Source organism: Leucobacter luti, assembly GCF_050310065.1.
Lineage (GTDB): Bacteria > Actinomycetota > Actinomycetes > Actinomycetales > Microbacteriaceae > Leucobacter > Leucobacter luti_B.
Genome location: NZ_CP190007.1, coordinates 2,547,007 through 2,571,124, shown reverse-complemented (window position 1 = coordinate 2,571,124; position 24,118 = coordinate 2,547,007). Strand labels below are relative to the sequence as shown.

Below are 24,118 nucleotides of genomic sequence, written 5' to 3'. Positions count from 1 at the left end.
CTCCAATGAATAGTCCGGATCATTATGATGCAGTTAGGCTATGTTCATGAATCTCGATCAGCTCCGCGGATTCCTCGAGATCGCAGAGACCGGCCACTTCACCCGGGCGGCCGAGCGCCTGCACCTCGCGCAGCCGTCGCTGAGCAGGCAAATCTCGTCGCTCGAGAGCGAGCTCGGGATCGAGCTCTTCAATCGGGTGCGCGGCAACGTCTCGCTCACCGACGCGGGCAACCGGCTGCTGCCCTACGCGCGGCGCATGCTCGCCGACGCCGAGACGGCCCGCAGTGAGATGGCCGGGCTCGCGGGGCTCGTGGGGGGCCGGATCCGGCTCGGCGCGACGCCGACGCTCTGCACGAGCCTCGTCGTCGACGTGCTCGCCGAGTTCCACGAGCGCTTCCCCGGCATCGAGATCGAGATACTGGAGCGCGGCTCGAAGAGCCTGATCGCGGCGCTCATGGAGGGGGCGCTGGATCTCGCCCTCATCGTCACGAGCGTGGGCTCGGGGGCGGCGCGCGCCGTGCTCGACCGCGAGCCGATCCTGAGCGAGCGCCTCGTCGTGGTGTCCTCGACCACGCGGCCGGATCCCTTCGCAGAGCAGACCGGGCCGCTGGATCTCCTCGACCTCGCCGGGGTGCCGCAGATCTTCTTCCCCGAGAACTACGACCTGCGGGCCGCCATGGACGCCGCGTTCCACGCCTCGGGGCTCGCGCCCGTTGTGGCGGTCGAGGGCGCCGAGATGGACGCCGCGCTGCGCTTCGCCGAGCGGGGAATCGGGGTCGCCGTGGTGCCGGCAATGGTCGCGGCCAGGCCCCAGCTGCGCACGCGGCTGCTCGCGGATCCGCGGCTCGCGCGCACCATCAGCCTCGCCAGGCGCTCGGACATGGCGCCGACGCACGCGAGCGCCGCGATGCAGGCGCTGATCAGGGAGATCGCCGACCGGATCGGGGCCGAGGGCGGCGACTCGCTCGTGGCGAGGCCACAGGGCGCTTAGGTCTCTGGGCGCTCTTCGCCGCGCTCAGCAGGGGTTCTGCGCTCAGCTCGGGTTCTGCGCTCAGAGGGAACTCTGCGCCCAGAAGCACTGGATGCCCAAATTCTTGAAGTTGAACGCAGAATTGCCTGCGAGCGCTGCCGGATCGCCGCGCCGCGCGCTACCCGCGCTGCGTCGCGACCTGCTTGAGGTCCGCCTCGAGCGCGACCCAGCCGAGCATGGCGCACTTGATACGCATCACGAACTTCGAGACGCCCTGGAGCGCGACCGCGTCGCCCAGCAGCTCCTCGTCCGGCTCGATCTCGCCGCGCGACTGGATCATCTCGCGGAACGCGTCGACGCGCTCCTGCGCCTCATCGACCGACAGCTTCTCCTCGCGGAGGAGCTGCGACAGGATCGAGGCCGAGGCCATGGAGATCGAGCAGCCCTGACCCTCCCAGGCGAGCCCCTCGACGAGCCCCGTCGCGGGGTCCACGGCGATCGAGAGGTCGATCTCGTCGCCGCAGCTGGGGTTGTACTCGTGGTGCGAGGCGGTCAGCGCGCCCTCGGGCGCGTCGAGCTCGCCCTTGCCGATCGGCCGCTTCGAGTGGTCGAGAATGAGTTCCTGGTACAGCCCGTCGAGCGCGCTCACGCCGACACCTCCACTCCGAAGTACCGCTGTGCGCCGCGGAGCGCGTCGACGAAGCGATCAACCTCGTCCTCTGTCGTGGTCAGGTGCACGCTCGCGCGCGTGCTCGACGCGATGCCGAAGGCGCGGTGCAGCGGCTGCGCGCAGTGGTGGCCGACCCGCACGAGCACGCCCTGCTCGTCGAGGAACTGCCCCACGTCGTGGGCGTGCAGGCCGTCGACCGAGACGGCCGCGAGGGCCGCGCGCTGCGAGGTGTCGCTCGGGCCGAGCAGCCGGATCCCCGGCGTCTCGGCGATCCCCGCGACGAGCCGCTCGACGAGCTCGTGCTCCCGGGCGGCGCTGCGGTCCATGCCGACGCCGCTCAGGAAGTCGACGGCCGCGCCGAGGCCCACCACCTGGGAGACCGGCTGCGTGCCGGGCTCGAAGCGCATGGGCGGGGGCATGAACTCCGCGCTCTCCATCGTGACCTTCGTGATCGCGGATCCGCCCGTGCGCGACGGGGGCAGTGCCGCGAGCAGCTCGGGGCGCCCGTACAGCACGCCGATCCCGTTCGGGCCGAGCATCTTGTGCCCGCTGAACGCGGCGAAGTCGACGCCGAGCTCGTGCAGGTCGACGGGGACGTGGGGGACCGACTGGCAAGCGTCGAGCACGGACAGGGCGCCGGCCTCGCGCGCGAGCGCCGCGAGCTCCGCGACGGGGGCGATGAAGCCCGTCACGTTCGAGATATGCGCGAAGGCGAATATGCGCGTGCGCGAAGTGATGGCGGCGCGGGCGTCGTCGAGGGTCCAGGTGCCGTCCTCGCGGACCGGGATGAACTTCAGTGCGGCGCCCGTCTTCGCGGCGAGGCGCTGCCACGGGATGAGGTTCGCGTGGTGCTCGGCCTCGGTGACGAGGATCTCGTCCCCTGCGCCGAGCGCGTAGCGCTCGCTCCCGGCCACGCCGAGTCCGGCGCCAGCGTTCGCCTCGCCGATGCCGAGCGCGACGATGTTGAGCGCGTCGGTCGCGTTCTCCGCCCACACGATTTCGTCGGGCGAGGCGCCGACGAACGCGGCGACCCGTGCGCGCGCGCCCTCGAACGCCTCGGTGGCCGCGCCGACCGCCCCGCTCGTGCCGCGGTGCACCGCCGCGTTCGCGGTCTCGAGGAATTCTCGCTCAGCGTCGAGCACGGCGGCCGGACGCTGCGAGGTCGCCGCGGAGTCGAGATACGCGGGCGGGCGCTCCTCGGAGGAGTGCCGCACGAAATAGGGGAACGCTGCGCGGAGATCGGCGACCTCCGCGGCAGTGAGCGCGAGAGCAGACATGTGACCATTCTTCCATCAGCCGGGTGCGTGCGTGCGATCCGCACGCGACGCCGCAATTCGGCCCCTGACCTGGACGGGGCACGCCGGGTGAAACGCCCGGGGCGGCAGGACTATTCCGGGTGGGGGCCCGCGCACCCGAGCGAGGGGACGAAGCCGGATACAATCGGGCCGTGATGAGCGACCTGGTCTACGAGATCCTGCAGCTGGCCGGCATCCTCGCGTTCGCGATCTCGGGCGCCCTCGTCGGGGTGCGCAGGCGTCTCGACCTGCTCGGCGTCGTGGTGGTCGGCGCCTTCACGGGCGTGGGCGGCGGGATCGTGCGCGACATGCTGCTCGGCGTGCACCCGCCCGTCTCGTTCGTGCACTGGCCCAACCTCGCGGTCGCGATCGGCGGCTCGCTCGTCGTCTTCTTCGTGCACCCGGGAATCACGCGGATCAGGCACTTCGAGGTCGTGTTCGACGCCTTCGGGCTCGGCCTCTTCTCGGCGAACGGCGCAGCGACTGCGCTCGAGGCCGGGCAGACCCCGCTCACGGCGATCCTCGTCGGCACGATCACGGCGATCGGCGGCGGGGTGATCCGGGACGTGCTCGTCAACACCGTCCCCGGCGTGCTGACCCGCGAGCTCTATGCGGTATCAGCCCTGTTCGGCGCCGGGATCGCGGTCGGGATCGAGGGGCTCGGCGGTGACGCCTGGCTCGCGTCGATCGTGGGAGGCGCCGCGGCGATCGTGCTGCGCCTGACCTCCGTGGCCCGCGGCTGGCATCTGCCGAAGCCGCGCTTCACCGACGAGCGGGCCGCGACCCAGGAATAGCCCTCGACTCAGGGCACCCCGACTGAGCTCGTGCGCACGGGCGTCTCCGAGCCGCGCGGCGTGAGCACGATGTTCACGAGGCCGACGACGAGCGCGATCCCGGCCGAGACGAGCGGCAGCGCGAGCGCCGCCTGGGTGCCGACGTTCTCCGAGATGATGCCCGTCACGGCGGCAGACGCCGACTGCCCGACCATGAGCGCGGAGCCGAGCAGCGTCATGACGGTGGCCGAGCGCCCGGCCGGGCTCCTGAGCGCGCCGAAACTGTAGAGCGTCACGAGCAGCGGGCCGATCCCGATCCCCATGATCGCGAGGCTCAGGATCATGTGCGAGATGTCCGCCGAGGACTGGAGCACGATCCCGCCAGCGACGATGATCACGGCGAACACGGGCCAGCGCAGCCGCAGCGAGAACCGCGGGGGCAGGAACGCGACGCCGACGGCGCAGATCGCCGAGCCCACGCCCATCGCGCCGTAGATGAGGCCGGCGCTCTCGGCGTCGCCGCGATCCTGCATGAACGAGGTGAGCGAGGTGAGCGCCGAGCCGAAGAACAGGCCGACCGCGAAGATCCCGATCACGGTTACGACGAGGCCCGGCCGGGCGAGCTCGCGCGCCGGCGCCACCTCCACGCCCTCGGCGCCGCTCGCGTGCCCAGGGGTGCTCGTGCGATGCAGGGCGAAGGCCGAGACGAAGATCAGGGTGAGCACGGCGGCGCCCGCGATCGGGGCCCACGCGCCGAACACGGTCGCGAGGAGGCCGACGATGACGGGACCGAAGACGAAGATCACCTCGTCGGCCGCGGATTCGTAGGCGAGCGCCGACGAGAAGACGCGGGCGCGGCGGCGGGGCGGGAGCTCCGTGCCGATGATCGTCACGAGACGCGAGCGCGACATCGGCGAGGTCTGCGGGGCCGAGGCCCCCGCGAGGAAGGAGCCGAGGAACACGCACCAGACGGGGAGCGGGCTGAAGGCGACCCAGGCGAGCGCGCCGAGGAGCACGCTGTTCACCGCGGCGACGACGAGGAGCACCGGGCGCTGGCCGAACCGGTCGGCTGCGGCCCCGATGAGCGGGCCGAAACAGGCCACGCCGAGACCGACCGCTGCCGAGTTGAGGCCGCCGAGCTCGACCGATCCGCGGGCCGAGACGACGAGGGTGAGCACGCCGATCACCATCATCGCGTAGGGGAGGCGCGAGATGAGGGCGAGGGGGTAGTAGAGCAGTCCTGTGGCGCCGATCAGGGTCGGTTCCGAGCCGGTGCCCGGATCGCCCGGAGCCCTTCCCGGACGGTGCTGCTCGCTCGACTGATGCATAGCCGACCAAGCCTAGCAGCGCGCGGCGGCGGCCGCCCGGGTCCGGCCGGGGCGGCCGCCCCCGGGTCGCCTACTTCGCGGAGATCCCCTGCTCCTCGAGGAACGCCACGAAGGCCTCGTGGTCGGCGGGTGCGCCGTCGTAGACCTCGCCGTTCACGATCACGAGCGGGGTGCCCTGGACCGTGAGCGCCGGATCGTTCGCGTCAGGGACGGGGTTCGTGGTGGCCCAGTCGCCGAGCGCCTGCGCGAAGTCGACGTAGTGGCCCTCGCTGATGCACTGCTTCGTCTCGTCCTCGAGGCCGCCGGTCGCGCGGTCGAGGAGCTCGACGAGTTCCCCGTCGCTCGGGCCGCGCGTGCCCTCGGCAGGCTGGTTCTCGGGCACGCCGAGCGCCGAATGGGCGGCCCAGGCGAGATCGGGCTCGGCACTCGCGATGCACGCCATGGCACCTGCCGTGCGCGAGGAGTACTGGCTGCCCTGCGACGCGTTGTCGAGGAAGGTGAGCGGCGTCACCATCACGACGCTGTCGCCGCTCGTGACGAGCTCCTCGAGGAGCTCGCCGTTGGCCTCGTCGAACTGCGCGCAGTAGGGGCAGCGGTAGTCGAGGTAGACGTGGATCAGATTGCCGTCGCGCGGGATCTGGCTCGACTCGGGGAAGGCGTTGGGCGCGAGCGGCTTCGACTCCTGGACGGTGACGCCGTCGCCGCCCTTCGTGAAGAGAATGCCTCCCGAGGCGAAGTTCGCGGGCCATTCGACCGCGGCACCGGGCGGGCCGTCCGGCCCCTCCTGCGCGGTGCCGGCGCCCGCGCCAGCCGCGCCTGCGAGGAACGAGCCGAGCGCGAGGATCCCGACCACGATCGCCGCGATGATCGCGACGAGACCCGCTCCGGCTCCGACGATCCCCGGGACGGGAGGTTGCTTCATGATGAGCGCGATGATGCCGAGCACGATCGCGGCGAAGCCGATCACGGAGCCGACGATCGCGACCCCCGGAAGATAGAAGAACGAGACGGCCACCGTGAGGAGCGCCACGAGACCCGTCGCCATCGCCGCGATCGCGAGCCCGCGGCCGCGCGGGCGCGATGGGTCCGGAACCTGCGGCGTCGCAAACGGATGCGGCGGGCCCTGCGGCGCCTGCGGAATCTGCTGGGCCCCTGGCACCTGCTGCGGGTCGGTGGACGGAGACGGCGGCTGCTGCTCGTTCATGCCCTCCATTGTCGCAGGCGCGTCCGACAGTGTCCTCAGTCGGGCCTACCATTGAGGCATGATCCTCCTCGCCGCAACGCCCATCGGCAACCTCGGCGACGCGTCGCAGCGGCTCAGGGAGACGTTCGAGACCGCCCGGGTCATCGCTGCGGAGGACACGCGGCACACGGCCCAGCTGCTGCGCAAGCTCGGGATCGAGAACCGGCCCGAGCTCATCGCGCTGCACGACCACAACGAGCACGAGCGCGCGGCCGTCCTCGTCGAGCGCGCGGCCGAGGAAGACATCGTGCTTGTGAGTGACGCGGGCATGCCGACCGTCTCCGACCCGGGCTTCCGGGTCGTGCAGCTCGCCGCCGAGCGCGGCGTCGAGGTCACGGCGATCCCCGGGCCGAGCGCGGTCATCACGGCGCTCGCGGTCGCCGGGCTGCCGACCGACCGCTTCGCCTTCGAGGGCTTCCTCCCGCGCAAGCAGGGGGAGCGCAGGCGGGCGCTCGCGGCGCTCGCCGTCGAGCGCCGCACGCTCGTCTTCTTCGAGGCGCCCTCCCGGATCGCGGAGTCGCTCGAGGATCTCGCGGCGGAGTTCGGGGAGACGAGACGCGCGGCCGTGTGCCGCGAACTGACCAAACTGCACGAGGAGGTCAAGCGCGGCGGGCTCGGCGAGCTCGCCGCCTGGGCGCTGGAGGGCGTGCGCGGCGAGATCGTGCTCGTCGTCGAGGGCGCCGCCGCGGCCGAGATCTCACCCGAGGTCGCGCTCGCGGAAGTGCAGCAACGCGTCGCATCGGGGGAGCGGCTGAAGGACGCGGCCCGCGCGGTCTCAGAGGCCACGGGAATCGCGTCGAAGGAGCTGTACGCCGCCGCACTCGCGGCGCGCGAACACTGATCGAAGGGCGGTAGAAAATGTCCCAGGCCGGTGCGAACGAACGCGGTCGGATCCGGATCGAGCTGTGGCGGCTCGTGCTCCCCGTGCTGTGGTTCGGCATGGTCGCGGCGATCTCGTTCATCGAGGCCCCGCTGAAGTTCCAGGCGCCGGGGATCACGATCCCGCTCGGGCTCGGGATCGGGCGTCTCGTCTTCGCCGCGCTCAACGTCGCCGAGGGCCTCACGCTGCTCGCGCTCACGATCCTCTCGTTCTGGCCCGCCGCGTTCCGGATCGCGGGCGCCAGGGTCATGGTGTGGTTCGGGCTCGTCGCGGTGTACGCGGTGAAGATCGCGTTCGTGCGTCCGCCCCTGAACGCGCGCACCGACCAGGTACTCCAGGGGGCGGATCCCGGGCAGTCGCCCTGGCACTACGTGTACATCGCCTGCGACGGGATCACCATGCTGCTTCTCGTCGTCGCGGCCGTGCTCGCGGCGCGCGCCCTCCTCCCCGCGAAGCAGCTCGTCCCATCGAAGGCCTGATCCGGGCGACAGACGTTCCCAGGGTGCAGGCAGGGGAGATGCGCGATACTCGATCGGAGCGCCCGCACTCGGGCACCGCCGTTCCGACCCGAAGGATGTACCCCATCGTGAAGCTCTCACGCGCGATCGTTCCCGCCGCCCTCGCGGGGGCTCTCCTCCTGACGGGCTGCTCCGGCGGCGCGAACCAGGACGCGGCCGGCGAGGACTGCCTCGCCCCCGGCTCAGCGAGCGACTCGATCGAGTTCTCGGGCGAGGTGGGCAAGGACATCAAGCTCACGTCGAAGACCCCGGTGAAGACGGACAAGCTCGAGCGCACGGTGCTCACGGAGGGCAAGGGCGAGAAGGTCAAGGACGGCGAGAACATCGCCGTCGCCATGTCGATGATCAACGGCCGCACGGGCGACGTGCTCGAGCAGGCGCCCGAGTCGTCGATCCCGTTCACGAAGGACTCCCTCGCGGGGTGGGCCTACGACGGCCTGCGCTGCGCGACCTCCGGCGAGGAGTCGGCGCTCGTGGCGACCTACAAGGATGTCTTCGGGGAGCAGGATCCCGCTCAGCTGCCGGTCGAGGATCTCAAGAAGTCCGATACCTTCATCATCGTCATGAAGTTCGGCGAGATCGGCGAGGCCGTGCAGGGGCAGAACTCCGAGCCCGGCACCCTGAGCGAGGACAAGATTCTCAAGAAGGCCGAGGGCAAGGCCCAGAAGGCACCCGCAGGCTTCCCCACGGTGAAGCTCGCCGACAATGGCGAGCCCACGATCACGATCCCGAAGGACGCGACGCCGCCCGAGAAGCTCGAGATCGCGACGCTCATCGAGGGCGACGGCGAGACGGTGAAGGAGGGCGACCGCGTGTACGTGAACTACCGCGGCGTCATCTGGAGCACGGGCGAGGAGTTCGACTCGAGCTGGAGCCGAGGCGCCCCCACCAACTTCCTCACGACCGAGGTGATCGGGGGCTTCTCGAAGGCCCTCGTCGGCCAGAAGGTCGGCTCCCAGGTCATCTCCGTCGTACCGGCCGAGGACGGCGGCTACGGTGCGGCCGGCCTGGAGCAGATGGGTCACAAGCCCGACGACACGATGGTGTTCGTGCTCGACATCCTGGGAACGGTGCACGCCAAGTAGCGCGCAGGCGGCGCGCCTCCGGCAGAATGGAAGCCATGAAGCGCGTCGTCATCCTCGGATCCACTGGCTCGATCGGCGAGCAGGCGCTCGACGTCATCAGGAAGAACCCCTCGCAGTTCCAGGTCGTGGGGCTCGTCGCCGGGTCGAACGCCGAGCGCGTGCGCGAGCAAGCCGACGAGTTCAGCGTCGAGCACACGGGGCTCGGGGCCGACGATGCCGCGAAGCTTGTGCGCGACGTGCCCGCCGACGTCGTGCTCAACGGCATCACGGGATCGATCGGGCTCGGACCCACGATCGCGGCGCTCAAGGCGGGGCGCACGCTCGCGCTCGCGAACAAGGAATCCCTGATCGTGGGTGGCGAGCTCGTGAAGGGGCTCGCCGCACCCGGCCAGATCGTGCCCGTCGACTCCGAGCACTCGGCGATCGCGCAGGCGCTCCGCTCGGGCAAGCAGGACGAGGTGCGCCGGCTCGTGCTCACCGCGTCAGGCGGCCCGTTCCGCGGCCGGGACCGCTCGGCGCTCGCCGCCGTCACGCCGGAGGAGGCGCTCGCGCACCCCACCTGGGATATGGGTCGCATGGTGACGACCAACTCGGCGACGCTCGTGAACAAGGGCCTCGAGGTGATCGAGGCGCACCTGCTCTTCGGTGTCTCTTACGGCGACATCGACGTCGTCGTGCACCCGCAGTCGATCGTGCACTCGATGGTCGAGTTCATCGACGGATCGACGATCGCGCAGGCCTCGCCGCCCGACATGCGGCTGCCGATCGCGCTCGGGCTCAACTGGCCGGCGCGACTCCCGAACGTCGGCGTTCCGCTCGACTGGAGCAAGGCCCAGAGCTGGGACTTCGAGCCGCTCGACGACGAGGCGTTCCCCGCGGTCGAGCTCGCGAAGGAGGTCGGCCGGGCCGGCCGCACCTTCCCCGCGGTCTACAACGCCGCGAACGAGGAGGCCGTGCACGCCTTCCACGACGGCCGAATCGGCTTCCTCGACATCGTCGACACGGTGCACGACGTGCTTGAGGCGCATCAGGCCCCCGAAAAGCTCACGCTTGAGGGGCTCGCCGAGGCCGAGACCTGGGCCCGTGCGCGCGCTCAGAAGGCCATCGCCGCCCGCGAGTGAGCGCGATCCAAAGCCCTGCTCGCAGCGCTTTGGCGGGCCGCGTACAGCGGAGCAGCAGGGGTGAGGGCTAGCCTGATCCGGTGACTGACGTGCTGCTCTACATCCTCGGAATCCTGATCATCCTGGTCGGGCTCGCCGTGTCCATCGGGCTGCACGAGATCGGGCACCTCGTGCCCGCGAAGCTCTTCGGGGTCAAGGTCACCCAGTACATGGTCGGCTTCGGCAAGACCCTGTGGTCGAAGCGCAGGGGTGAGACCGAGTACGGGATCAAGGCCATCCCGCTCGGCGGCTACGTCGCGATGACCGGCATGTACCCGCCGCAGAAGCCGGGGGAGGCCCCCCGCGCCTCGACGACCGGCTTCCTCAACTCGGTCGTGCAGGAGGGCGCGCCCGAGCGGCTCGGCGGCGCCCAGGCCCGCGCGACGACGATCGAGACGGATCCCGCGCAGCTGGCGGTGCCGGGCGAGCCCGAGATCCGGCGGGGTGTCGCGGGGCTCGTCGACGACGCGAGGCTCGCGAGCGCTGAGACGATCGGGGAGGGCGAGGATCACCGCACCTTCTACCGCCTCCCAGTGTGGAAGAAGATCGTGATCATGGCGGGCGGTCCGCTCATGAACCTCGTGCTCGCCTTCGTGTTCTTCACGATCGTGCTCGTCGGGTTCGGGATCCCGCAGAACAGCACCACGCTCGGCAGCCTGAACACCTGCCTCATCCCGGCCTCGAGCACCGCGACGTCGTGTGGCGCCGGCGATCCGGAGGCCCCCGCCGCGGCCGCCGGGCTCGAGCCGGGCGACCGCATCCTCGCCGTCGACGGCCAGCAGATCGACAGCTGGGAGCAGTTCCGCGGCATCATCTCCGACTCTCCCGGCGCGACGCTCGACGTGCGGATCGAGCGCGACGGTGCGGCGCGCACGGTCGAACTCACCCCGGTCGCCAACGAGCGGGCCGTCGCAGGCCCGGACGGCAGGGTCCTGACCGGAGCAGACGGCAAGGTCCAGACCGAGACGGTCGGCATGATCGGGGCGACCCCGGCGTCCGAGGTGGTGCCGCAGCCGATCACCGAGGTGCCGGCCTTCGTTGGCGAGAACGTCTCCCAGGTCGCCGGGGTCATCCTGCGGTTGCCGCAGCGCATGGTCGACACCTGGAACGCCGCCTTCGGTGCGGAGGCGCGGGATCCGAACGGCCCGATCAGCGTCGTGGGCGTCGGCCGCATGGCGGGCGAGATCGTGAGTCTCGACGAGGCGCCCGTCGCCGCGCGCGCCCAGACCATGTTCGGCCTGCTCGGCTCGCTCAACGTCGCCCTCTTCGTGTTCAACCTGATCCCGCTCATGCCGCTCGACGGCGGCCACATCGCCGGCGCGCTCTACGAGGGTGCGAAGCGCGGCATCGCGAGGCTTCGAGGCAAGCCGGATCCGGGTCCCATCGACACGGCGAAGATGGTGCCCGTCACCTTCGCGGTCGTGATCGTGCTTGGCGCCATGAGTCTGCTGCTCATCTATGCCGACATCGTGAAACCGGTGTCCCTCTTCGGGTAGCGGCGGACGGCCCGCCGGGCCGTCCGCCGGGCCGCCCGGCGCTCACCCGAGAGCGGCCCTCAGGCAGCGGGGCTAGAATCATCCCGTGGCAGCAGTGAATTTGGGAATGCCGAAGGTCCCCGAGGTACTCGCCCCGCGGCGCAAGTCGCGGGAGATCAAGGTCGGTTCGGTGATGGTCGGGGGGAACGCCCCCGTGTCGGTGCAGTCGATGACCACGACGCCGACGACGGATATCAACGCGACCCTGCAGCAGATCGCGGAGCTCACCGCGGCCGGCTGCGACATCGTGCGCGTCGCGTGTCCGAGCCGAGACGATGCCGAGGCGCTCCCCATCATCGCGATGAAGAGCCAGATCCCGGTCATCGCGGATATTCACTTCCAGCCGAACTACGTCTACGCCGCGATCGACGCCGGCTGCGCCGCGGTCCGCGTGAACCCGGGCAACATCCGCAAGTTCGACGACCAGGTGGGCGAGATCGCGAAGCGCGCGAAGGCCGCCGGAGTCTCCCTGCGCATCGGCGTGAACGCCGGATCGCTCGACCCGCGCCTGCTCCAGAAGTACGGCAAGGCCACGCCCGAGGCGCTCGTCGAGAGCGCCGTCTGGGAGGCCTCCCTCTTCGAGGAGCACGACTTCCACGACTTCAAGATCTCGGTCAAGCACAATGACCCGATCGTCATGGTGAAGGCCTACCGGCAGCTCGCCGAGCGCGGCGACTGGCCGCTCCACCTTGGCGTCACCGAAGCGGGCCCCGCGTTCCAGGGCACGATCAAGAGCGCGACCGCGTTCGGGATCCTGCTCTCCGAGGGCATCGGCGACACGATCCGTGTTTCGCTCTCGGCCCCTCCCGTCGAGGAGGTCAAGGTCGGGCTGCAGATCCTGCAGTCGCTGAACCTCCGCGAGCGCAAGCTCGAGATCGTCTCGTGCCCCTCCTGCGGGCGCGCGCAGGTCGACGTCTACACGCTCGCCGACGAGGTCACGAAGGGCCTCGAGGGCATGAGCGTGCCGCTCCGCGTCGCCGTGATGGGCTGCGTCGTGAACGGCCCGGGCGAGGCCCGGGAGGCCGACCTCGGCGTCGCCTCGGGCAACGGCAAGGGCCAGATCTTCGTGAAGGGCGAGGTCATCAAGACCGTCCCCGAGAGCGAGATCGTCGCGACCCTCATCCAGGAGGCCAACCGGATCGCGGCCGAGATGCCGGCCTCCGAGTCCGGATCGCCCGAGGTCATCACCGCGTAGCGGCCCTGGCCGGCTGCGCCTCCTGGCCTCCTGGCCTCCTGGCCTCCTGGCCTCCTGGCACTTCGCCTCCGGGCCCTTCGCCTCCGGCCTCCCCGGTCTGAGTTGACCCAAAGTGACGCCTAATCCGCTTTATGCGTCACTTTGGGTCAACTCAAGAGGGGTCGGAGTCGGCGCCGGGGTCGGAGTAGGGATCGGCGCCGGCGCCGGGGCCGGAGTCGGGGCCGGGGTCGGCGCCGACCTGGTCCGCGGGCTCGAGTTCGATTTCGCCCTCCCCGACGTCGGCGCGTACGACCCGCACGCGGCCGCGCTCTGCGGCTCGGAGATCCCCCGCCGGGCTCGAGGCGGTCACGGGCGGGTCCTCGATCTGCACGCGGGCGCGCGACGAGCGCACCTCGAGCACGATCGCGTCGAGCGTCTCGCCCACGCGATCCCGCAGGAGCGCCGCCTCGACCCGGTCGAGCGCGGCGGATCCGAGCCGGCCGGCGAGCTGGTTCGAGACCCGCATGAGCTCCGGCAGCTCCGGGAGCGACTCCCGCGCCCAGTCGGGGACCTCGCGTCCGGAACAGAGCGCCTCGCAGACGACGAGCCCCCAGCGGTCGACGAGCCGCCTGAGCGGAGCCGTCACGTGCGCGTAGGGCGCCGCGATCGCGGCCTGTTCCGGGTGCTGCGGCGCTACGCCGTCGAAGGCCACGTAGTCGGCGCCGCGGAAGAGCCCGGACGCCGCGAGCAGGACCGCGGCCGTCTCGGGCTCCGCCCGGTCGAGACCCCTCAGGTAGTCGCCGTAGGAAACATCTTCTGACCAGGGGCGGCCGAGCGCCGCGACGCGCGCCCGGAATTCGGCGAGCGCGTCGGGATCCGGCGCCGGCATGGTCCTGAGCACCCCGATCTTGGCCGCGAGCATCATCTCGCCCGCCGCGATGCCGACGAGCAGCGAGAGCTGCGCGTTCCACTCCTCGACCTGGAGCGGGTAGCGCCGCTCGATCCGGTAGCCGGTCTCGTCCCGAATAATCTCCTCATCGGGGAGATTCAGGCTCGCACCGCCGCGCGCACGCTCCTGCGCGATCCGGAGCTCGCCGACGCGAGGAAGGAGGGCGAGCGGACCCTCGGCGGTTCCCGCGTCAATCGCCGCCTGCGCGCCCGCGTAGTCGAGCTTTGCGCGGGAGCGCACGAGCGCCCGCTCGACGCGGGCCTCGTGGGCCGCGCCGTCGGCGTCGAGTGCGACGGTCCAGACGAAGGCGCTGCGATCCTGATCGGGGAGGAGCGATGCGCGGTCCTCGCTCAGGATCTCGGGGTGCAGCGGCACCTTGCCGTCCGGCAGGTAGAGGGTCTGGCCGCGCCTGCGCGCCTCCGCGTCGAGCGCGCCGCCAGGCCGCACGAAGCCTGGCAGATCGGCGATCGCGTAGCGCACGAGCCAGCCATCGGCGGTTTCTTCGAGGTGCAGCGCCTGGTCGAGATCCCTCGACTCGAGGGGGTCGAGCGTGACGAACGGCACGTCGCGCAGGTCGAGCGGCGGCGGCTCAGGATTCGCGGCCGCGGCCTCGGCGAGCACCTCGGCCGGAAAGCTCTCCGGCACCTCGTTCTCCCGCCTGAGCGATTCGAGGGCTGCGGCGAGCTCGCCGTGTGAGCTGGGCGGGGTGAGGTGTGCGCGCCTGATGGGCATGCTGTCAGCCTACTCTCGGGCCAGCGCGCGCCGCGCTGTCGGTGGTCCTCCATAGACTGGTGCCATGACCGGTGAGAAGCAGGATCAGGGATCGGGTGCGGCAACGGGAGAGACACTTGAGTTGAGCGCGGAGGCGCTGCGCGTTCGCGTCGACGAGCTCATTACGGACGCGGGGATCAGGGGCCAGCGCTCCCTCGTGCGGAGGATCCTGCTGGCCGGCCTCGGCCTCGGCTCCGACCGCACAGAGCGGCTCGACCTGAAGATCACGACGGCGGCCGTCGAGGAGATGCGCGACGCGTTCCGACTCTTCGCCCCCTACCGTGACGTGCCCAAGGTCACGATGTTCGGCTCGGCGCGCACGCAGTCCCGCGACCCACTCTGGCTCGGCGCGGAGGCGGCCGCGGCCGGCCTCGCGGAGCGCGGCTGGATGCTGGTGACCGGAGCCGGCCCCGGCATCATGGAGGCCGCCGCGACGGGCGCGGGCGAGGGGCGCTCGCTCGGGGTGTCGATCCGGCTGCCCTTCGAGGAGGCGCCAAACGCGATCCACACGGACGACACGCACCGCGTCTCGATGAAGTACTTCTTCACCCGCAAGCTCATGCTCGTCAAGGAGTCGAGCGGGTTCATCTGCCTGCCCGGCGGCTTCGGCACGATGGATGAGACGTTTGAGCTGCTCACGCTGCAGCAGACCGGCAAGTCGGAGCCCGTGCCGATCGTGCTCCTCGACCGCGAAGGCGGCACCTTCTGGCGCGGCTTCGCCCGCTTCGTCACGGAGGAGCTCGCGGGCTCCGGCATGATCTCGGTCGACGATCTCGATCGCGTGCTCATCACCGACTCCGTGGACGCCGCAATCGCCGAGATCACGGGGTTCTGGCGCAACTACCGCTCGCTTCGCTGGGTGGGGAAGCGGCTCGTGCTCCGGCTCGCGGCGGAGCCGAGCGACGCGGAGCTCGCGCGGCTCAACGAGGACTTCGCGGGACTCTGCGAGGAGGGCGGCATCGAGCGCACCGAGCCGCTCGACGAGGAGCGGCAGGACGGCGACGCGCTCGAGCTGCCCCGCATCGTGTTCACCCCGAGGCAGCGCGCCGTGGGAGACCTCTACCGCCTGATCCGGGCCCTCAACGAGCTGCCGAGCGCGCCAGCTGTGGCGGAGCCGGCGCCGAGCGCGGAGAACGACTAGGCGCCGGCGCGCGGCGCCTAGGCCACGTACTCCGCCAGGTGCTGAGCCGTGAGGGTCTTCCCCTCGGCAACGAGGTCGGCCGGCGACCCCTCGAACACGACGGTGCCGCCGTCTGAGCCCGCGCCGGGCCCGAGGTCGATGATCCAGTCGGCGTGAGCCATCACGGCCTGGTGGTGCTCGATCACGATGACGCTCTTCCCCGCGTCGACCAGGCGGTCGAGGAGGCCGAGCAGCTGCTCGACGTCGGCGAGGTGCAGGCCCGTCGTGGGCTCGTCGAGTACGTAAATCTCGGCGTCCTCGAGCATGTGGATCGCGAGCTTCAGGCGCTGGCGCTCACCGCCCGAGAGGGTCGAGAGCGGCTGCCCGAGCGTCAGATAGCCGAGGCCGACGTCGACGAGGCGATCCAGGATCTTCGCCGCCTTCGGGACCTTCGACTCGGCCGCCGAGAAGAACTCCTTCGCGTCGGCCATCGACAGGTCGAGCACCTCGGCGATGTTCTTGCCGCCGAAGGTGTAGTCGAGCACGGCCGCGTCGAAGCGCTTGCCGTCGCAGACCTGGCAGACGCTCTCCATCGTCGCCATCATGCCGAGGTCGGTGTAGATGATCCCCGCGCCCTTGCACTCGGGGCACGCCCCCTCGGAGTTCGCGCTGAACAGGGCGGGCTTCACCCCGTTCGCCTTCGCGAACGCGGTGCGCACGGGGTCGAGGAGGCCCGTGTAGGTCGCGGGATTCGAGCGGCGCGAGCCCTTGATCGCGCCCTGGTCGACCGCGACGACCCCCTCGCGCCCCGAGACGTAGCCGTGGATGAGGGTGCTCTTCCCTGATCCGGCGACGCCCGTGATCGCGCACAGCACTCCGAGCGGCACGTCGACGTCGACGCCCTGCAGGTTGTGGCGATCCGCGCCCCGCACCTCGATCGTGCCGTTCGCCTGCCGCACCTCGCTCTTCAGCTTGGCGCGGTCGTCAAGGTGCTTGCCGGTGAGCGTGCCCGAGGCTCTCAGGCCGTCGACGGTGCCCTCGAAGCAGATCTCGCCGCCCCCGGATCCGGCGCGCGGGCCGAGGTCGACGACGTGGTCCGCGATCGCGATCATCTCGGGTTTGTGCTCGACGACGAGCACCGTGTTGCCCTTGTCACGGAGCTTCAGGAGCAGCTGGTTCATGCGCTGCATGTCGTGCGGGTGCAGGCCGATCGAGGGCTCGTCGAAGACGTAGGTCGCGTCGGTGATGGGGGAGCCGAGGTGCCGGATCATCTTCGTGCGCTGGGATTCTCCGCCCGAGAGCGTGCCCGTCGGCCGGTCGAGGCTGAGGTAGCCGAGGCCGATCTGCACGAACGAGTCGAGCGTGTCCGTGAGCTTCGCGACGAGGGGCGCCATGCCGGGGTCGTCGATCTTCCGCACCCACTCGGCGAGATCGCTGATCTGCATCTCGCAGACGTCGGCGATGGAGCGGCCGTCGATCTTCGAGGAGCGCGCCGTCTCGTTGAGGCGGGTGCCGCCGCACTCGGGGCAGGCGTCGAACACGATCGCACGATCCACGAACGCCCTGATGTGGGGCTGCATCGCCTCGCGATCCTTCGACAGCATCGACTTCTGGATGCGCGGGATCAGGCCCTCGTAGGTGAGGTTCACGCCCTCGACCTTGATCTTCGTCGGATCCTTGTAGAGGAGATCGTCGAGCTCGCGCTTCGAGTACTTCTTGATCGGCTTGTCCATGTCGAACAGGTCGCCGAAGATGCGCCCCCACCAGCCGTCCATGCTGTAGCCGGGAACCTTGAGCGCGCCGTCGTTCAGCGACTTCTCCGCGTCGTAGAGCTCGTCGAGGTCGAAGTCGCTGACCGTGCCGCGGCCCTCGCACTTCGGGCACATGCCGCCCAGGATCTCGAAGCTGCGGCGCTCCTTGACGGTGCGACCGCCCTTCTCGATCGTCACGGCGCCGGCCCCGCTGATCGAGGCGACATTGAAGGAGAACGCGTTGGGCGATCCGATCTTCGGGGAACCCAGGCGCGAGAACACGATCCGGAGCATCGCGTTGACGTCGGTCGCCGTGCCCACGGTCGAGCGAGGGTTCGCGCCCATCCGCTCCTGGTCCACGATGATCGCGGTCGTGAGCCCCTCGAGCACGTCGACGTCGGGCCGCGACTGCGAGGGCATGAAGCCCTGCACAAAGGCGCTATACGTCTCGTTGATGAGGCGCTGCGACTCCGCGGCGATCGTGCTGAAGACGAGGGAGCTCTTGCCCGAGCCGGAGACCCCCGTGAACGCCGTGAGCCTGCGCTTCGGCAGGTCGACGCTCACGTTCTTGAGGTTGTGCTCCCGGGCTCCCTGCACCCGGATGCTGTCGTGCGAATCTGCGACGTGCGTGCTCTGCATGGGGAAAGCGTACTCGGCTGCGACGCTGTTCCGAAGCGCCTCGCAACGGGACTTTCTCATGAGTTTGCCGCGCAGACACCCGCTCGGACCGCGATGTCACCCGTCGTTGTTAGGCTCACCCCATGACTCTCCCCGAGACCTGGATCGAGCACCGGCGCGAAGACGGTGAGCTCGTCGGCTGGATCGAACCGGTCGGCGAGCAGTTCGTCACGCACGACATCCTCGGGAGGCGGCGCACGGCCGAGCCCGTCGACTGGCTCGAAGCCGAGGAGGATCTCGAGTCGGCGGGGATCGGATTCCTCGCGGAGATCCACGCGCTCCGACTGGAGGACGGCACCTGGGTGCGCGCCCGCATCACGGAGGTGTCGAGCGAGCGGGTCGGCGTGAAAGCGGACGACCTGGGCGCCGTCGGCGTGCCCGTCGCGAACTACCACCTCGACTTCCCGGTCGACGACCGCCTCGTGCTCCTCGCGGACGCGCCGGGCCCCGTGCGAGGGCCGTTCGACTGATGGCGGCGGGCAGCGGGGCACGCAGCGCGACGGGGCCGCTCGGCATCGCGGCCGCGCTCGCCGTGTGCCTCGTCGCGCCCGTCTGGTTCGTGCTGCACTGGATCCCGCTCGGGATCGCGCTCGCCGCAGCCGGGCTGCTGCTCGCCGCGGCGAGCGACCGGCGGGGCGGGATCCGGATCCTGCCGCGCGAGCGCGGGCAGGGGCCGGCGCCGCCCCCATCGCTCACGCGTGATCTCTCGCTCGTCGTGCTCGGGCTGTCGGTCGTGCGCACGATCCCGCTCGCCGCGAAGCTGGATAACGGCGCGATGGTGACCTTCGCGCTCGCGCTCGGCGGGGCGGTCGCGCTGCCCTACCTCGTGTCGCGCTTCGTCTACCGGGATCGCGCCACGTCGTTCCCGTGGCGCGGCGGCAGGCGCTGGGGCGTGTTCCACTGGGCGTGGCTCGCGGGCGTGCTGCTCCTCGGCTGGCTGATCCTGCCGTACTACTTCATCGGATCCGGCGTCTACCAGAACTGGCCCGTCGTGGACACGCCGAGCTTGATCGCGCGCCTCTTCGTCGGCGTCGGTGCCGTCGGGATCTGGGACGAGCTGTTCTTCATCTGCACGGTTTTCGCCGCGCTGCTCCGGCACTTCCCGCCGTGGGCTGCGAACGTGTTGCAGTCCGTGGTCTTCGTCTCGTTCCTGTGGGAGCTCGGCTACCGGGAGTGGGGGCCGCTCCTCACGATCCCGTTCGCGCTCGTGCAGGGCGCCATCTTCCTGCGCACGCGCTCGCTCGGCTACGTCGTGACGGTGCACCTCTTGTTCGACGCGGTCGTCTTCGCGGTGCTCGTGCACGCGCACGATCCGGCGCTGTTCGACATCTTCCCGACGGCGCCGTAGGGGACGCGGGATCGCGGCGCTCCGGCCGCGCCTCGACTTGACGGCGCCGCGCTCAGCCCGCGAGCAGCTGCGCGAGCCGTCGCACCGCGAGCTCGTAGCCCTGCACGCCGCAGCCCACGATCAGGCCCGCGGCGACCGCGGAGATGTAGGAGTGGTGGCGGAACTCCTCGCGCGCGTGCACGTTGGAGATGTGGACCTCGATCGCGGGGATCGGCACCGAGGCGAGCGCGTCGCGCAGAGCGATCGACGTGTGAGTGAAGGCGCCCGGGTTCAGGATGATCCCGGAGCAGTCCTCGCGCGCCTCCTGGATCGCGTCGATGAGCGCGCCCTCGTGGTTGGACTGCACCGCGCGCACGTCGAGCCCGAACTCGCCCGCGGCGCGGGCGACGAGCGCCTCCACATCGGCGAGGGACTCGGATCCGTAGACCTCGGGCTCGCGGGTGCCGAGCAGGTTCAGGTTGGGGCCGTTCAGAAGCAGGATGCGTGCGGTCATGGTGCCCTCCCTGGCCAGTCGTGTCCGGTCTTCCCATGGTATCGGCAGACGGTGACGCGCCTCCGCTTTGCCGTTGGACTCCCAGCGGATTAGCGTTGTGGGGTGACCGACCAGCAGCCACTGCCCCACAAGAACTTCGACCCGAGCACGTTCCGCGACAAGCCGGTGTCCTTCGTGCGCCGGAGCGGGCGCATGACGCCCGCGCAGGAGCGTGCCTGGGAGGAGCTCAGCCCCGCCTACCTGATCGACGTGCCGCGCGGGCCTGCGGCGACGAGCGTCGCGGAGGGCGCGACCGGCGATCCGGAGCAGATCTTCGGGCGGAAGGCGCCGCTCGTCATCGAGGTCGGATCCGGCCAGGGGCACGCGATCCTGCACGCCGCCGCCGAGCACCCGGACACCGACTTCCTCGCGATCGAGGTGTTCACCGCGGGGCTCGCGCGCACGATGATCCGCGCGGAGAAGGCGGGCAACACGAACCTGAAGCTCGCCGAGGCGAACGCGCCCGAGGTGCTCGAGCGCTTCCTCCCGGCCGGTTCTGCGTCTGAGGTGTGGGTCTTCTTCCCCGATCCCTGGAAGAAAGCGCGGCACCAGAAGCGCCGCCTCGTGAACGAGGACTTCACGCGGATCACCGAGCGCGTGCTCGCGCCGGGCGGCACGCTGCGCCTCGCGACCGACTGGGAGGACTACGCCGAGCAGATGCGAGAGGTCATGGACGCCGCGCCCGCGTTCGAGCGCTCGTTCGAGGGGGAGTGGGCCCCGCGTTTCGAGGGCCGGATCCTCACAGCCTTCGAGAAGAAGGGCTCCGACCTGGGGCGCGCGATCCGCGACCTCAGCTACCGAAAGGCCTGATCATGAACGAGTCGCCCGAGTCTTCGCCAGCACCTCCTCCCGAGGAGGTCGCGCGCTGGGAGCTCTCGGGCGGCGAGTGGCGCGTCGCCTCGGCGGGCGCCGACTCGGCCACGGTCGAGCTCCTCCGCTGCGACGCCGGCGAGGTCGTCGAGATCCTGCGCCTCACGGACCCCGCGGCCGTGGCCTGGGCCCGCGCGGCCCGCACCCCCGGCGCCCGCGGTTGTTAGCGATTTCGGGGCTTCGCGGCCCGCGGAAGCCCCGAAATCGCTAACAACAACAGGGCCCGGGGCGACAAGGCCCGATCAGGGGGCGGGGGCGTGTAGAGTGAAGCCGAGTCATGAATATCGGCCATCAAGCTGTGGCGGGAGAGTCCGGAGCCCCCAACAGGGCAACGGCGCCGTAGGAGCAAACCCTCCCCGGGAATCTCTCAGGCCCACGTACCGCTGCAGCACGGCAACTCTGGAAAGCGACGGATCGCGCACGCGAGCCGCCCACCGACGGTGCAAGGGCGCCCCGCCACAACGGAACGCCCGAATCTCTCAGGTTCACGAACAGAGCGGGGAGGATCCCTTTCCCCGTCGCGCCTTCGCGACCTCAGCCAGGAGATCCTCGTGAGCATCACCCCCGCCGACCGTACCTTCCCGGACCGACACATCGGCGTCTCTGACCCCGCCGACGTCGCCACCATGCTGGAGGCCCTCGGCCAGGACAGCCTCGACGCGCTCGTCGACTCCGCGGTCCCCGCGGACATCCGGATCGACCACGCCCTCGACCTGCCCGCAGGTCGCAGCGAGGAGGAGATCCTCGCGGATCTGCGCGCGCTCGCCGCCAAGAACGTGGTCAAGACGCAGATGATCGGCCAGGGCTTCTACGACACGTTCACCCCGCCCGTGATCAGGCGCAACGTGCTCGAGAGCCCCTCCTGGTACACGGCGTACACGCCCTACCAGCCCGAGATCTCGCAGGGCCGCCTCGAGGCGCTGCTCAACTTCCAAACGATGGTGTCGGATCTCACGGCCCTCCCCATCGCGAACGCGTCGATGCTCGACGAGTCCTCCTCCGCGGCCGAGGCCGTGCTGCTCATGCGCCGCGCCGGCCGCGCCCCCGAGTCGGCGAAGGCCGTGATCGACGCGAACGTCTTCCCGCAGACGATCGCCGTCATCGAGGGCCGCGCCGAGGCGCTCGGCTTCGAGGTCGAGGTCGCGGACCTCAGCCAGGGCCTGCCCGACGGCGAGATCTTCGGCGTCGTGCTGCAGCAGCCCGGCAGCGACGGATCCGTCACCGATCAGCGCGGGATCATCGCCGCGGCGAAGGAGCGCGGCGCGATGGTCACGGTCATCGCGGACCTGCTCGCGCTCACCCTCATCGTCCCGCCGGGGGAGCAGGGCGCCGACGTCGCGGTCGGCAACACCCAGCGCTTCGGCGTACCGCTCTTCTTCGGCGGCCCGCACGCCGCCTATCTCGCGATCCGCGCGGGCCTCGAGCGCTCGCTGCCTGGCCGCCTCGTCGGCGTCTCGAAGGACTCGGCCGGCAAGCCCGCCTACCGCCTCGCGCTGCAGACCCGCGAGCAGCACATTCGTCGCGAGAAGGCCACGAGCAACATCTGCACGGCGCAGGCGCTCCTCGCGATCACGGCGTCGATGTACGGCGTGTACCACGGTGCGGCCGGGCTGAAGGGGATCGCCGAGCGCGCCCACGCGCACGCCCGCACCCTCGCGCACGCGCTCGAGGCGGCAGGCATCGAGCTCGCCTCGGGATCCTTCTTCGATACGGTCGTCGCCAGCGTGCCGGGCCGCGCGGACGAGGTCATCGCGCGCGCCGCCGAGGCCGGGATCAACCTGCGCCGGATCGACGCCGACACGGTCGGCGTCTCCACCGACGAGACCACGACGACGGCGCACGTCGCGGCCGTCGCCGGGGCGTTCGGCGCCGCAGTGGGGGCAGACGGCGCCGGGTCCGCCGCCCGCGGCGACTATGCCTTCGACGCCGCCGCACGCGGCGACTATGCCTTCGACGCCGCCCTCGTCCGCACGAGTGACTACCTCACGCACCCGATCTTCCACGAGGTCCGCTCGGAGACGCAGATGCTCCGCTACCTGCGCCGGCTCGCGGATCGGGATCTCGCGCTCGACCGCACCATGATCCCGCTCGGATCCTGCACGATGAAGCTCAACTCGACGGCCGAGATGGAGGCCATCTCGTGGCCCGAGTTCGCCTCGATCCACCCCTACGCACCCGCCGATCAGACGGCGGGCTGGCGCGAGCTCATCGCTGACCTCGAGCGCAGGCTCGTCGAGATCACGGGCTACGCCGGCATCTCCCTGCAGCCGAACTCCGGCGCGCAGGGCGAGTACGCGGGCCTCCTCGCGATCCGCGGCTACCACCGCTCGCGCGGCGAGGCCGGCCGCACGGTCTGCCTCATCCCCGCGTCGGCGCACGGCACGAACGCGGCGAGCGCGGTGCTCGCGGGCATGCGGGTCGTCGTCGTGAAGAACACGGAGGCCGGCCTCATCGACATGGCCGATCTGCGCGAGAAGATCGCGGCGAATCGCGACGAGCTCGCCGCGATCATGATCACCTACCCCTCGACCTACGGCGTCTACGACGCCGACGTGCGCGAGGTGTGCGAGCTCGTGCACGAGGCGGGCGGCCAGGTCTACATCGACGGCGCCAACATGAACGCGCTCGTCGGCATCGCGCAGCCGGGCAAGTTCGGCGGCGACGTCTCCCACCTGAACCTGCACAAGACGTTCGCGATCCCGCACGGCGGCGGCGGCCCCGGGGTCGGCCCCATCGGCGTCGCCGAGCACCTGCTGCCGTTCGTGCCGGGCGACCCCACGGGCACCTATTCGGTGAGCGACGGGATCCCCGTCGTCGCGACGCTCTTCGGCTCGGCGGGCGTGCTCCCCATCTCCTACGCCTACATCGCGATGATGGGCGGCGGGGGGCTCACGCTCGCGACGAAGTCGGCGCTGCTCGGCGCGAACTACATCGCGGCGCGTCTCGCGGAGCACTTCCCGGTCCTCTTCACGGGCGAGACGGGGCTCGTGGCGCACGAGTGCATCCTCGATCTGCGCGAGCTCACTGCGCAGTCGGGCGTGACGGCCGAGGACGTCGCGAAGCGGCTCATCGACTTCGGCTTCCACGCGCCGACCCTCGCCTTCCCCGTCGCCGGAACGCTCATGGTCGAGCCGACCGAGTCCGAGGACCTCGGCGAGCTCGAGCGCTTCATCGAGGCGATGGTCACGATCCGCGGCGAGATCGCGGACGTCATCGAGGGCCGGATCGGGATCGCCGAGTCGCCGCTGCGCCTCTCGCCCCACACGGCGCTCGCCGTGGTCGCGGGCGAGTGGGATCGCGCCTACTCGCGCGAGCAGGCGGTCTACCCCGTCGACTCGCTCCGCACCGACAAGTATTTCCCGCCGGTCGGCCGGATCGACGGCGCCTTCGGCGACCGCAACCTCGTCTGCTCGTGCCCCGCGCCCGAGGCCTTCGAGTCCTGATCCGCACCGATCCTGATCCAGCACC

The 24,118-nt window shown here is 70.7% G+C and carries 21 protein-coding genes and 2 riboswitches; of the genes, 14 read left to right on the top strand and 7 right to left on the bottom strand.

The annotated features are described in order from the left end of the window. Window positions 1–46 precede the first annotated feature (46 nt). A complete protein-coding gene (locus ACOPJ3_RS11675; protein WP_427869337.1) occupies window positions 47–991 on the top strand; it encodes a LysR family transcriptional regulator in 945 nt (314 codons plus the stop codon). Between the two features lie 157 nt (window positions 992–1,148). Here the strand turns inward: ACOPJ3_RS11675 and sufU are convergent, their stop codons facing one another. Next, window positions 1,149–1,619 (bottom strand): Fe-S cluster assembly sulfur transfer protein SufU, encoded by a 471-nt coding sequence (gene sufU, locus ACOPJ3_RS11670; protein WP_427869336.1) that lies wholly within the window; start codon window positions 1,617–1,619, stop codon window positions 1,149–1,151. After that, entirely contained in the window at window positions 1,616–2,917 is a 1,302-nt protein-coding gene (locus ACOPJ3_RS11665) for an aminotransferase class V-fold PLP-dependent enzyme (protein ID WP_427869335.1), read from the bottom strand. The genes sufU and ACOPJ3_RS11665 overlap by 4 nt, the downstream gene beginning before the upstream one ends. Before the next feature lie 173 nt (window positions 2,918–3,090). Between ACOPJ3_RS11665 and ACOPJ3_RS11660 the strand changes: the two genes are divergently transcribed. After that, window positions 3,091–3,729: a trimeric intracellular cation channel family protein gene (locus ACOPJ3_RS11660; RefSeq protein WP_427871225.1), complete on the top strand. Its 639-nt coding sequence runs from the start codon at window positions 3,091–3,093 to the stop codon at window positions 3,727–3,729. Window positions 3,730–3,737: 8 nt separating this feature from the next. Here the strand turns inward: ACOPJ3_RS11660 and ACOPJ3_RS11655 are convergent, their stop codons facing one another. Both ACOPJ3_RS11655 and ACOPJ3_RS11650 read right to left on the bottom strand, forming a co-directional pair. Beyond that, a complete protein-coding gene (locus ACOPJ3_RS11655) occupies window positions 3,738–5,036 on the bottom strand; it encodes an MFS transporter (protein ID WP_427869334.1) in 1,299 nt (432 codons plus the stop codon). 70 nt (window positions 5,037–5,106) lie between these two features. Further along, on the bottom strand, window positions 5,107–6,240 hold the full coding sequence (locus tag ACOPJ3_RS11650) for a thioredoxin domain-containing protein (protein ID WP_427869333.1): 1,134 nt from the start codon (window positions 6,238–6,240) through the stop codon (window positions 5,107–5,109). Window positions 6,241–6,298: 58 nt separating this feature from the next. On the opposite strand from ACOPJ3_RS11650, the gene rsmI reads away from it, so the two are divergent. The 6 genes from rsmI (at window position 6,299) to ispG (ending at window position 12,652) form a co-directional block, all read left to right on the top strand. Further along, window positions 6,299–7,120, top strand: coding sequence for a 16S rRNA (cytidine(1402)-2'-O)-methyltransferase (rsmI, locus tag ACOPJ3_RS11645; RefSeq protein WP_427869332.1), 822 nt, complete (start codon window positions 6,299–6,301; stop codon window positions 7,118–7,120). 17 nt (window positions 7,121–7,137) lie between these two features. Next, window positions 7,138–7,638, top strand: coding sequence for a hypothetical protein (locus tag ACOPJ3_RS11640; RefSeq protein ID WP_427869331.1), 501 nt, complete (start codon window positions 7,138–7,140; stop codon window positions 7,636–7,638). A gap of 107 nt (window positions 7,639–7,745) precedes the next feature. Next, window positions 7,746–8,762, top strand: a complete 1,017-nt coding sequence (locus ACOPJ3_RS11635) for an FKBP-type peptidyl-prolyl cis-trans isomerase (RefSeq protein WP_427869330.1) — start codon at window positions 7,746–7,748, stop codon at window positions 8,760–8,762. A 35-nt stretch (window positions 8,763–8,797) separates the two neighbouring features. Beyond that, the gene (gene dxr / locus ACOPJ3_RS11630; RefSeq protein WP_427869329.1) at window positions 8,798–9,883 is read left to right on the top strand and encodes a 1-deoxy-D-xylulose-5-phosphate reductoisomerase; all 1,086 of its coding nucleotides are present in this window, start codon (window positions 8,798–8,800) and stop codon (window positions 9,881–9,883) included. Between the two features lie 80 nt (window positions 9,884–9,963). After that, window positions 9,964–11,418, top strand: a complete 1,455-nt coding sequence (locus ACOPJ3_RS11625) for a M50 family metallopeptidase (protein ID WP_427869328.1) — start codon at window positions 9,964–9,966, stop codon at window positions 11,416–11,418. 85 nt (window positions 11,419–11,503) lie between these two features. After that, window positions 11,504–12,652, top strand: coding sequence for a flavodoxin-dependent (E)-4-hydroxy-3-methylbut-2-enyl-diphosphate synthase (gene ispG / locus ACOPJ3_RS11620; protein WP_427869327.1), 1,149 nt, complete (start codon window positions 11,504–11,506; stop codon window positions 12,650–12,652). A 151-nt stretch (window positions 12,653–12,803) separates the two neighbouring features. On the opposite strand, the gene ACOPJ3_RS11615 is transcribed toward ispG, so the two are convergent. Next, complete coding sequence (locus ACOPJ3_RS11615) at window positions 12,804–14,312, bottom strand: RNB domain-containing ribonuclease (protein WP_427869326.1); 1,509 nt, start codon at window positions 14,310–14,312, stop codon at window positions 12,804–12,806. 64 nt (window positions 14,313–14,376) lie between these two features. Here ACOPJ3_RS11615 and ACOPJ3_RS11610 point away from each other — a divergent pair, with 64 nt between their 5' ends. Next, on the top strand, window positions 14,377–15,492 hold the full coding sequence (locus tag ACOPJ3_RS11610) for a TIGR00730 family Rossman fold protein (protein WP_427869325.1): 1,116 nt from the start codon (window positions 14,377–14,379) through the stop codon (window positions 15,490–15,492). A gap of 17 nt (window positions 15,493–15,509) precedes the next feature. Here the strand turns inward: ACOPJ3_RS11610 and ACOPJ3_RS11605 are convergent, their stop codons facing one another. Continuing rightward, window positions 15,510–17,861 carry an ATP-binding cassette domain-containing protein gene (locus ACOPJ3_RS11605; protein ID WP_427869324.1) on the bottom strand — a complete coding sequence of 784 codons (2,352 nt, stop codon included), beginning with the start codon at window positions 17,859–17,861 and terminating at the stop codon, window positions 15,510–15,512. A 122-nt stretch (window positions 17,862–17,983) separates the two neighbouring features. On the opposite strand from ACOPJ3_RS11605, the gene ACOPJ3_RS11600 reads away from it, so the two are divergent. Both ACOPJ3_RS11600 and ACOPJ3_RS11595 read left to right on the top strand, forming a co-directional pair. Beyond that, complete coding sequence (locus ACOPJ3_RS11600; protein WP_427869323.1) at window positions 17,984–18,370, top strand: hypothetical protein; 387 nt, start codon at window positions 17,984–17,986, stop codon at window positions 18,368–18,370. Continuing rightward, complete coding sequence (locus ACOPJ3_RS11595) at window positions 18,370–19,248, top strand: CPBP family intramembrane glutamic endopeptidase (protein WP_427869322.1); 879 nt, start codon at window positions 18,370–18,372, stop codon at window positions 19,246–19,248. The genes ACOPJ3_RS11600 and ACOPJ3_RS11595 overlap by 1 nt, the downstream gene beginning before the upstream one ends. Before the next feature lie 52 nt (window positions 19,249–19,300). Here ACOPJ3_RS11595 and aroQ read toward each other — a convergent pair whose 3' ends face one another. Then, window positions 19,301–19,741: a type II 3-dehydroquinate dehydratase gene (aroQ, locus tag ACOPJ3_RS11590; RefSeq protein ID WP_427869321.1), complete on the bottom strand. Its 441-nt coding sequence runs from the start codon at window positions 19,739–19,741 to the stop codon at window positions 19,301–19,303. Window positions 19,742–19,843: 102 nt separating this feature from the next. Between aroQ and trmB the strand changes: the two genes are divergently transcribed. The 3 genes from trmB (at window position 19,844) to gcvP (ending at window position 24,093) form a co-directional block, all read left to right on the top strand. Then, on the top strand, window positions 19,844–20,590 hold the full coding sequence (trmB, locus tag ACOPJ3_RS11585; protein ID WP_427869320.1) for a tRNA (guanosine(46)-N7)-methyltransferase TrmB: 747 nt from the start codon (window positions 19,844–19,846) through the stop codon (window positions 20,588–20,590). Between the two features lie 2 nt (window positions 20,591–20,592). Beyond that, a complete protein-coding gene (locus ACOPJ3_RS11580; RefSeq protein WP_427869319.1) occupies window positions 20,593–20,817 on the top strand; it encodes a hypothetical protein in 225 nt (74 codons plus the stop codon). Window positions 20,818–20,942: 125 nt separating this feature from the next. Continuing rightward, window positions 20,943–21,043: riboswitch (glycine riboswitch) on the top strand. A 1-nt stretch (window position 21,044) separates the two neighbouring features. Continuing rightward, window positions 21,045–21,155: riboswitch (glycine riboswitch) on the top strand. A gap of 46 nt (window positions 21,156–21,201) precedes the next feature. Next, window positions 21,202–24,093, top strand: coding sequence for an aminomethyl-transferring glycine dehydrogenase (gene gcvP, locus ACOPJ3_RS11575; RefSeq protein WP_427869318.1), 2,892 nt, complete (start codon window positions 21,202–21,204; stop codon window positions 24,091–24,093). The last annotated feature ends 25 nt before the right edge of the window (window positions 24,094–24,118 follow it).

What these genes read in the sequence shown, in the direction of transcription:
- dxr (WP_427869329.1), top strand. Translation starts at nt 8,798, where the DNA reads ATGAAGCGCGTCGTCATCCTCGGATCCACTGGCTCGATCGGCGAGCAG.
- ACOPJ3_RS11640 (WP_427869331.1), top strand. Translation starts at nt 7,138, where the DNA reads ATGTCCCAGGCCGGTGCGAACGAACGCGGTCGGATCCGGATCGAGCTG.
- rsmI (WP_427869332.1), top strand. Translation starts at nt 6,299, where the DNA reads ATGATCCTCCTCGCCGCAACGCCCATCGGCAACCTCGGCGACGCGTCG.
- ACOPJ3_RS11655 (WP_427869334.1), bottom strand. Translation starts at nt 5,036, where the DNA reads ATGCATCAGTCGAGCGAGCAGCACCGTCCGGGAAGGGCTCCGGGCGAT.
- ACOPJ3_RS11605 (WP_427869324.1), bottom strand. Translation starts at nt 17,861, where the DNA reads ATGCAGAGCACGCACGTCGCAGATTCGCACGACAGCATCCGGGTGCAG.
- ACOPJ3_RS11610 (WP_427869325.1), top strand. Translation starts at nt 14,377, where the DNA reads ATGACCGGTGAGAAGCAGGATCAGGGATCGGGTGCGGCAACGGGAGAG.
- aroQ (WP_427869321.1), bottom strand. Translation starts at nt 19,741, where the DNA reads ATGACCGCACGCATCCTGCTTCTGAACGGCCCCAACCTGAACCTGCTC.
- ACOPJ3_RS11675 (WP_427869337.1), top strand. Translation starts at nt 47, where the DNA reads ATGAATCTCGATCAGCTCCGCGGATTCCTCGAGATCGCAGAGACCGGC.
- ACOPJ3_RS11650 (WP_427869333.1), bottom strand. Translation starts at nt 6,240, where the DNA reads ATGAACGAGCAGCAGCCGCCGTCTCCGTCCACCGACCCGCAGCAGGTG.
- ACOPJ3_RS11600 (WP_427869323.1), top strand. Translation starts at nt 17,984, where the DNA reads ATGACTCTCCCCGAGACCTGGATCGAGCACCGGCGCGAAGACGGTGAG.
- ACOPJ3_RS11665 (WP_427869335.1), bottom strand. Translation starts at nt 2,917, where the DNA reads ATGTCTGCTCTCGCGCTCACTGCCGCGGAGGTCGCCGATCTCCGCGCA.
- ACOPJ3_RS11580 (WP_427869319.1), top strand. Translation starts at nt 20,593, where the DNA reads ATGAACGAGTCGCCCGAGTCTTCGCCAGCACCTCCTCCCGAGGAGGTC.
- ACOPJ3_RS11660 (WP_427871225.1), top strand. Translation starts at nt 3,091, where the DNA reads ATGAGCGACCTGGTCTACGAGATCCTGCAGCTGGCCGGCATCCTCGCG.
- ACOPJ3_RS11595 (WP_427869322.1), top strand. Translation starts at nt 18,370, where the DNA reads ATGGCGGCGGGCAGCGGGGCACGCAGCGCGACGGGGCCGCTCGGCATC.
- ACOPJ3_RS11615 (WP_427869326.1), bottom strand. Translation starts at nt 14,312, where the DNA reads ATGCCCATCAGGCGCGCACACCTCACCCCGCCCAGCTCACACGGCGAG.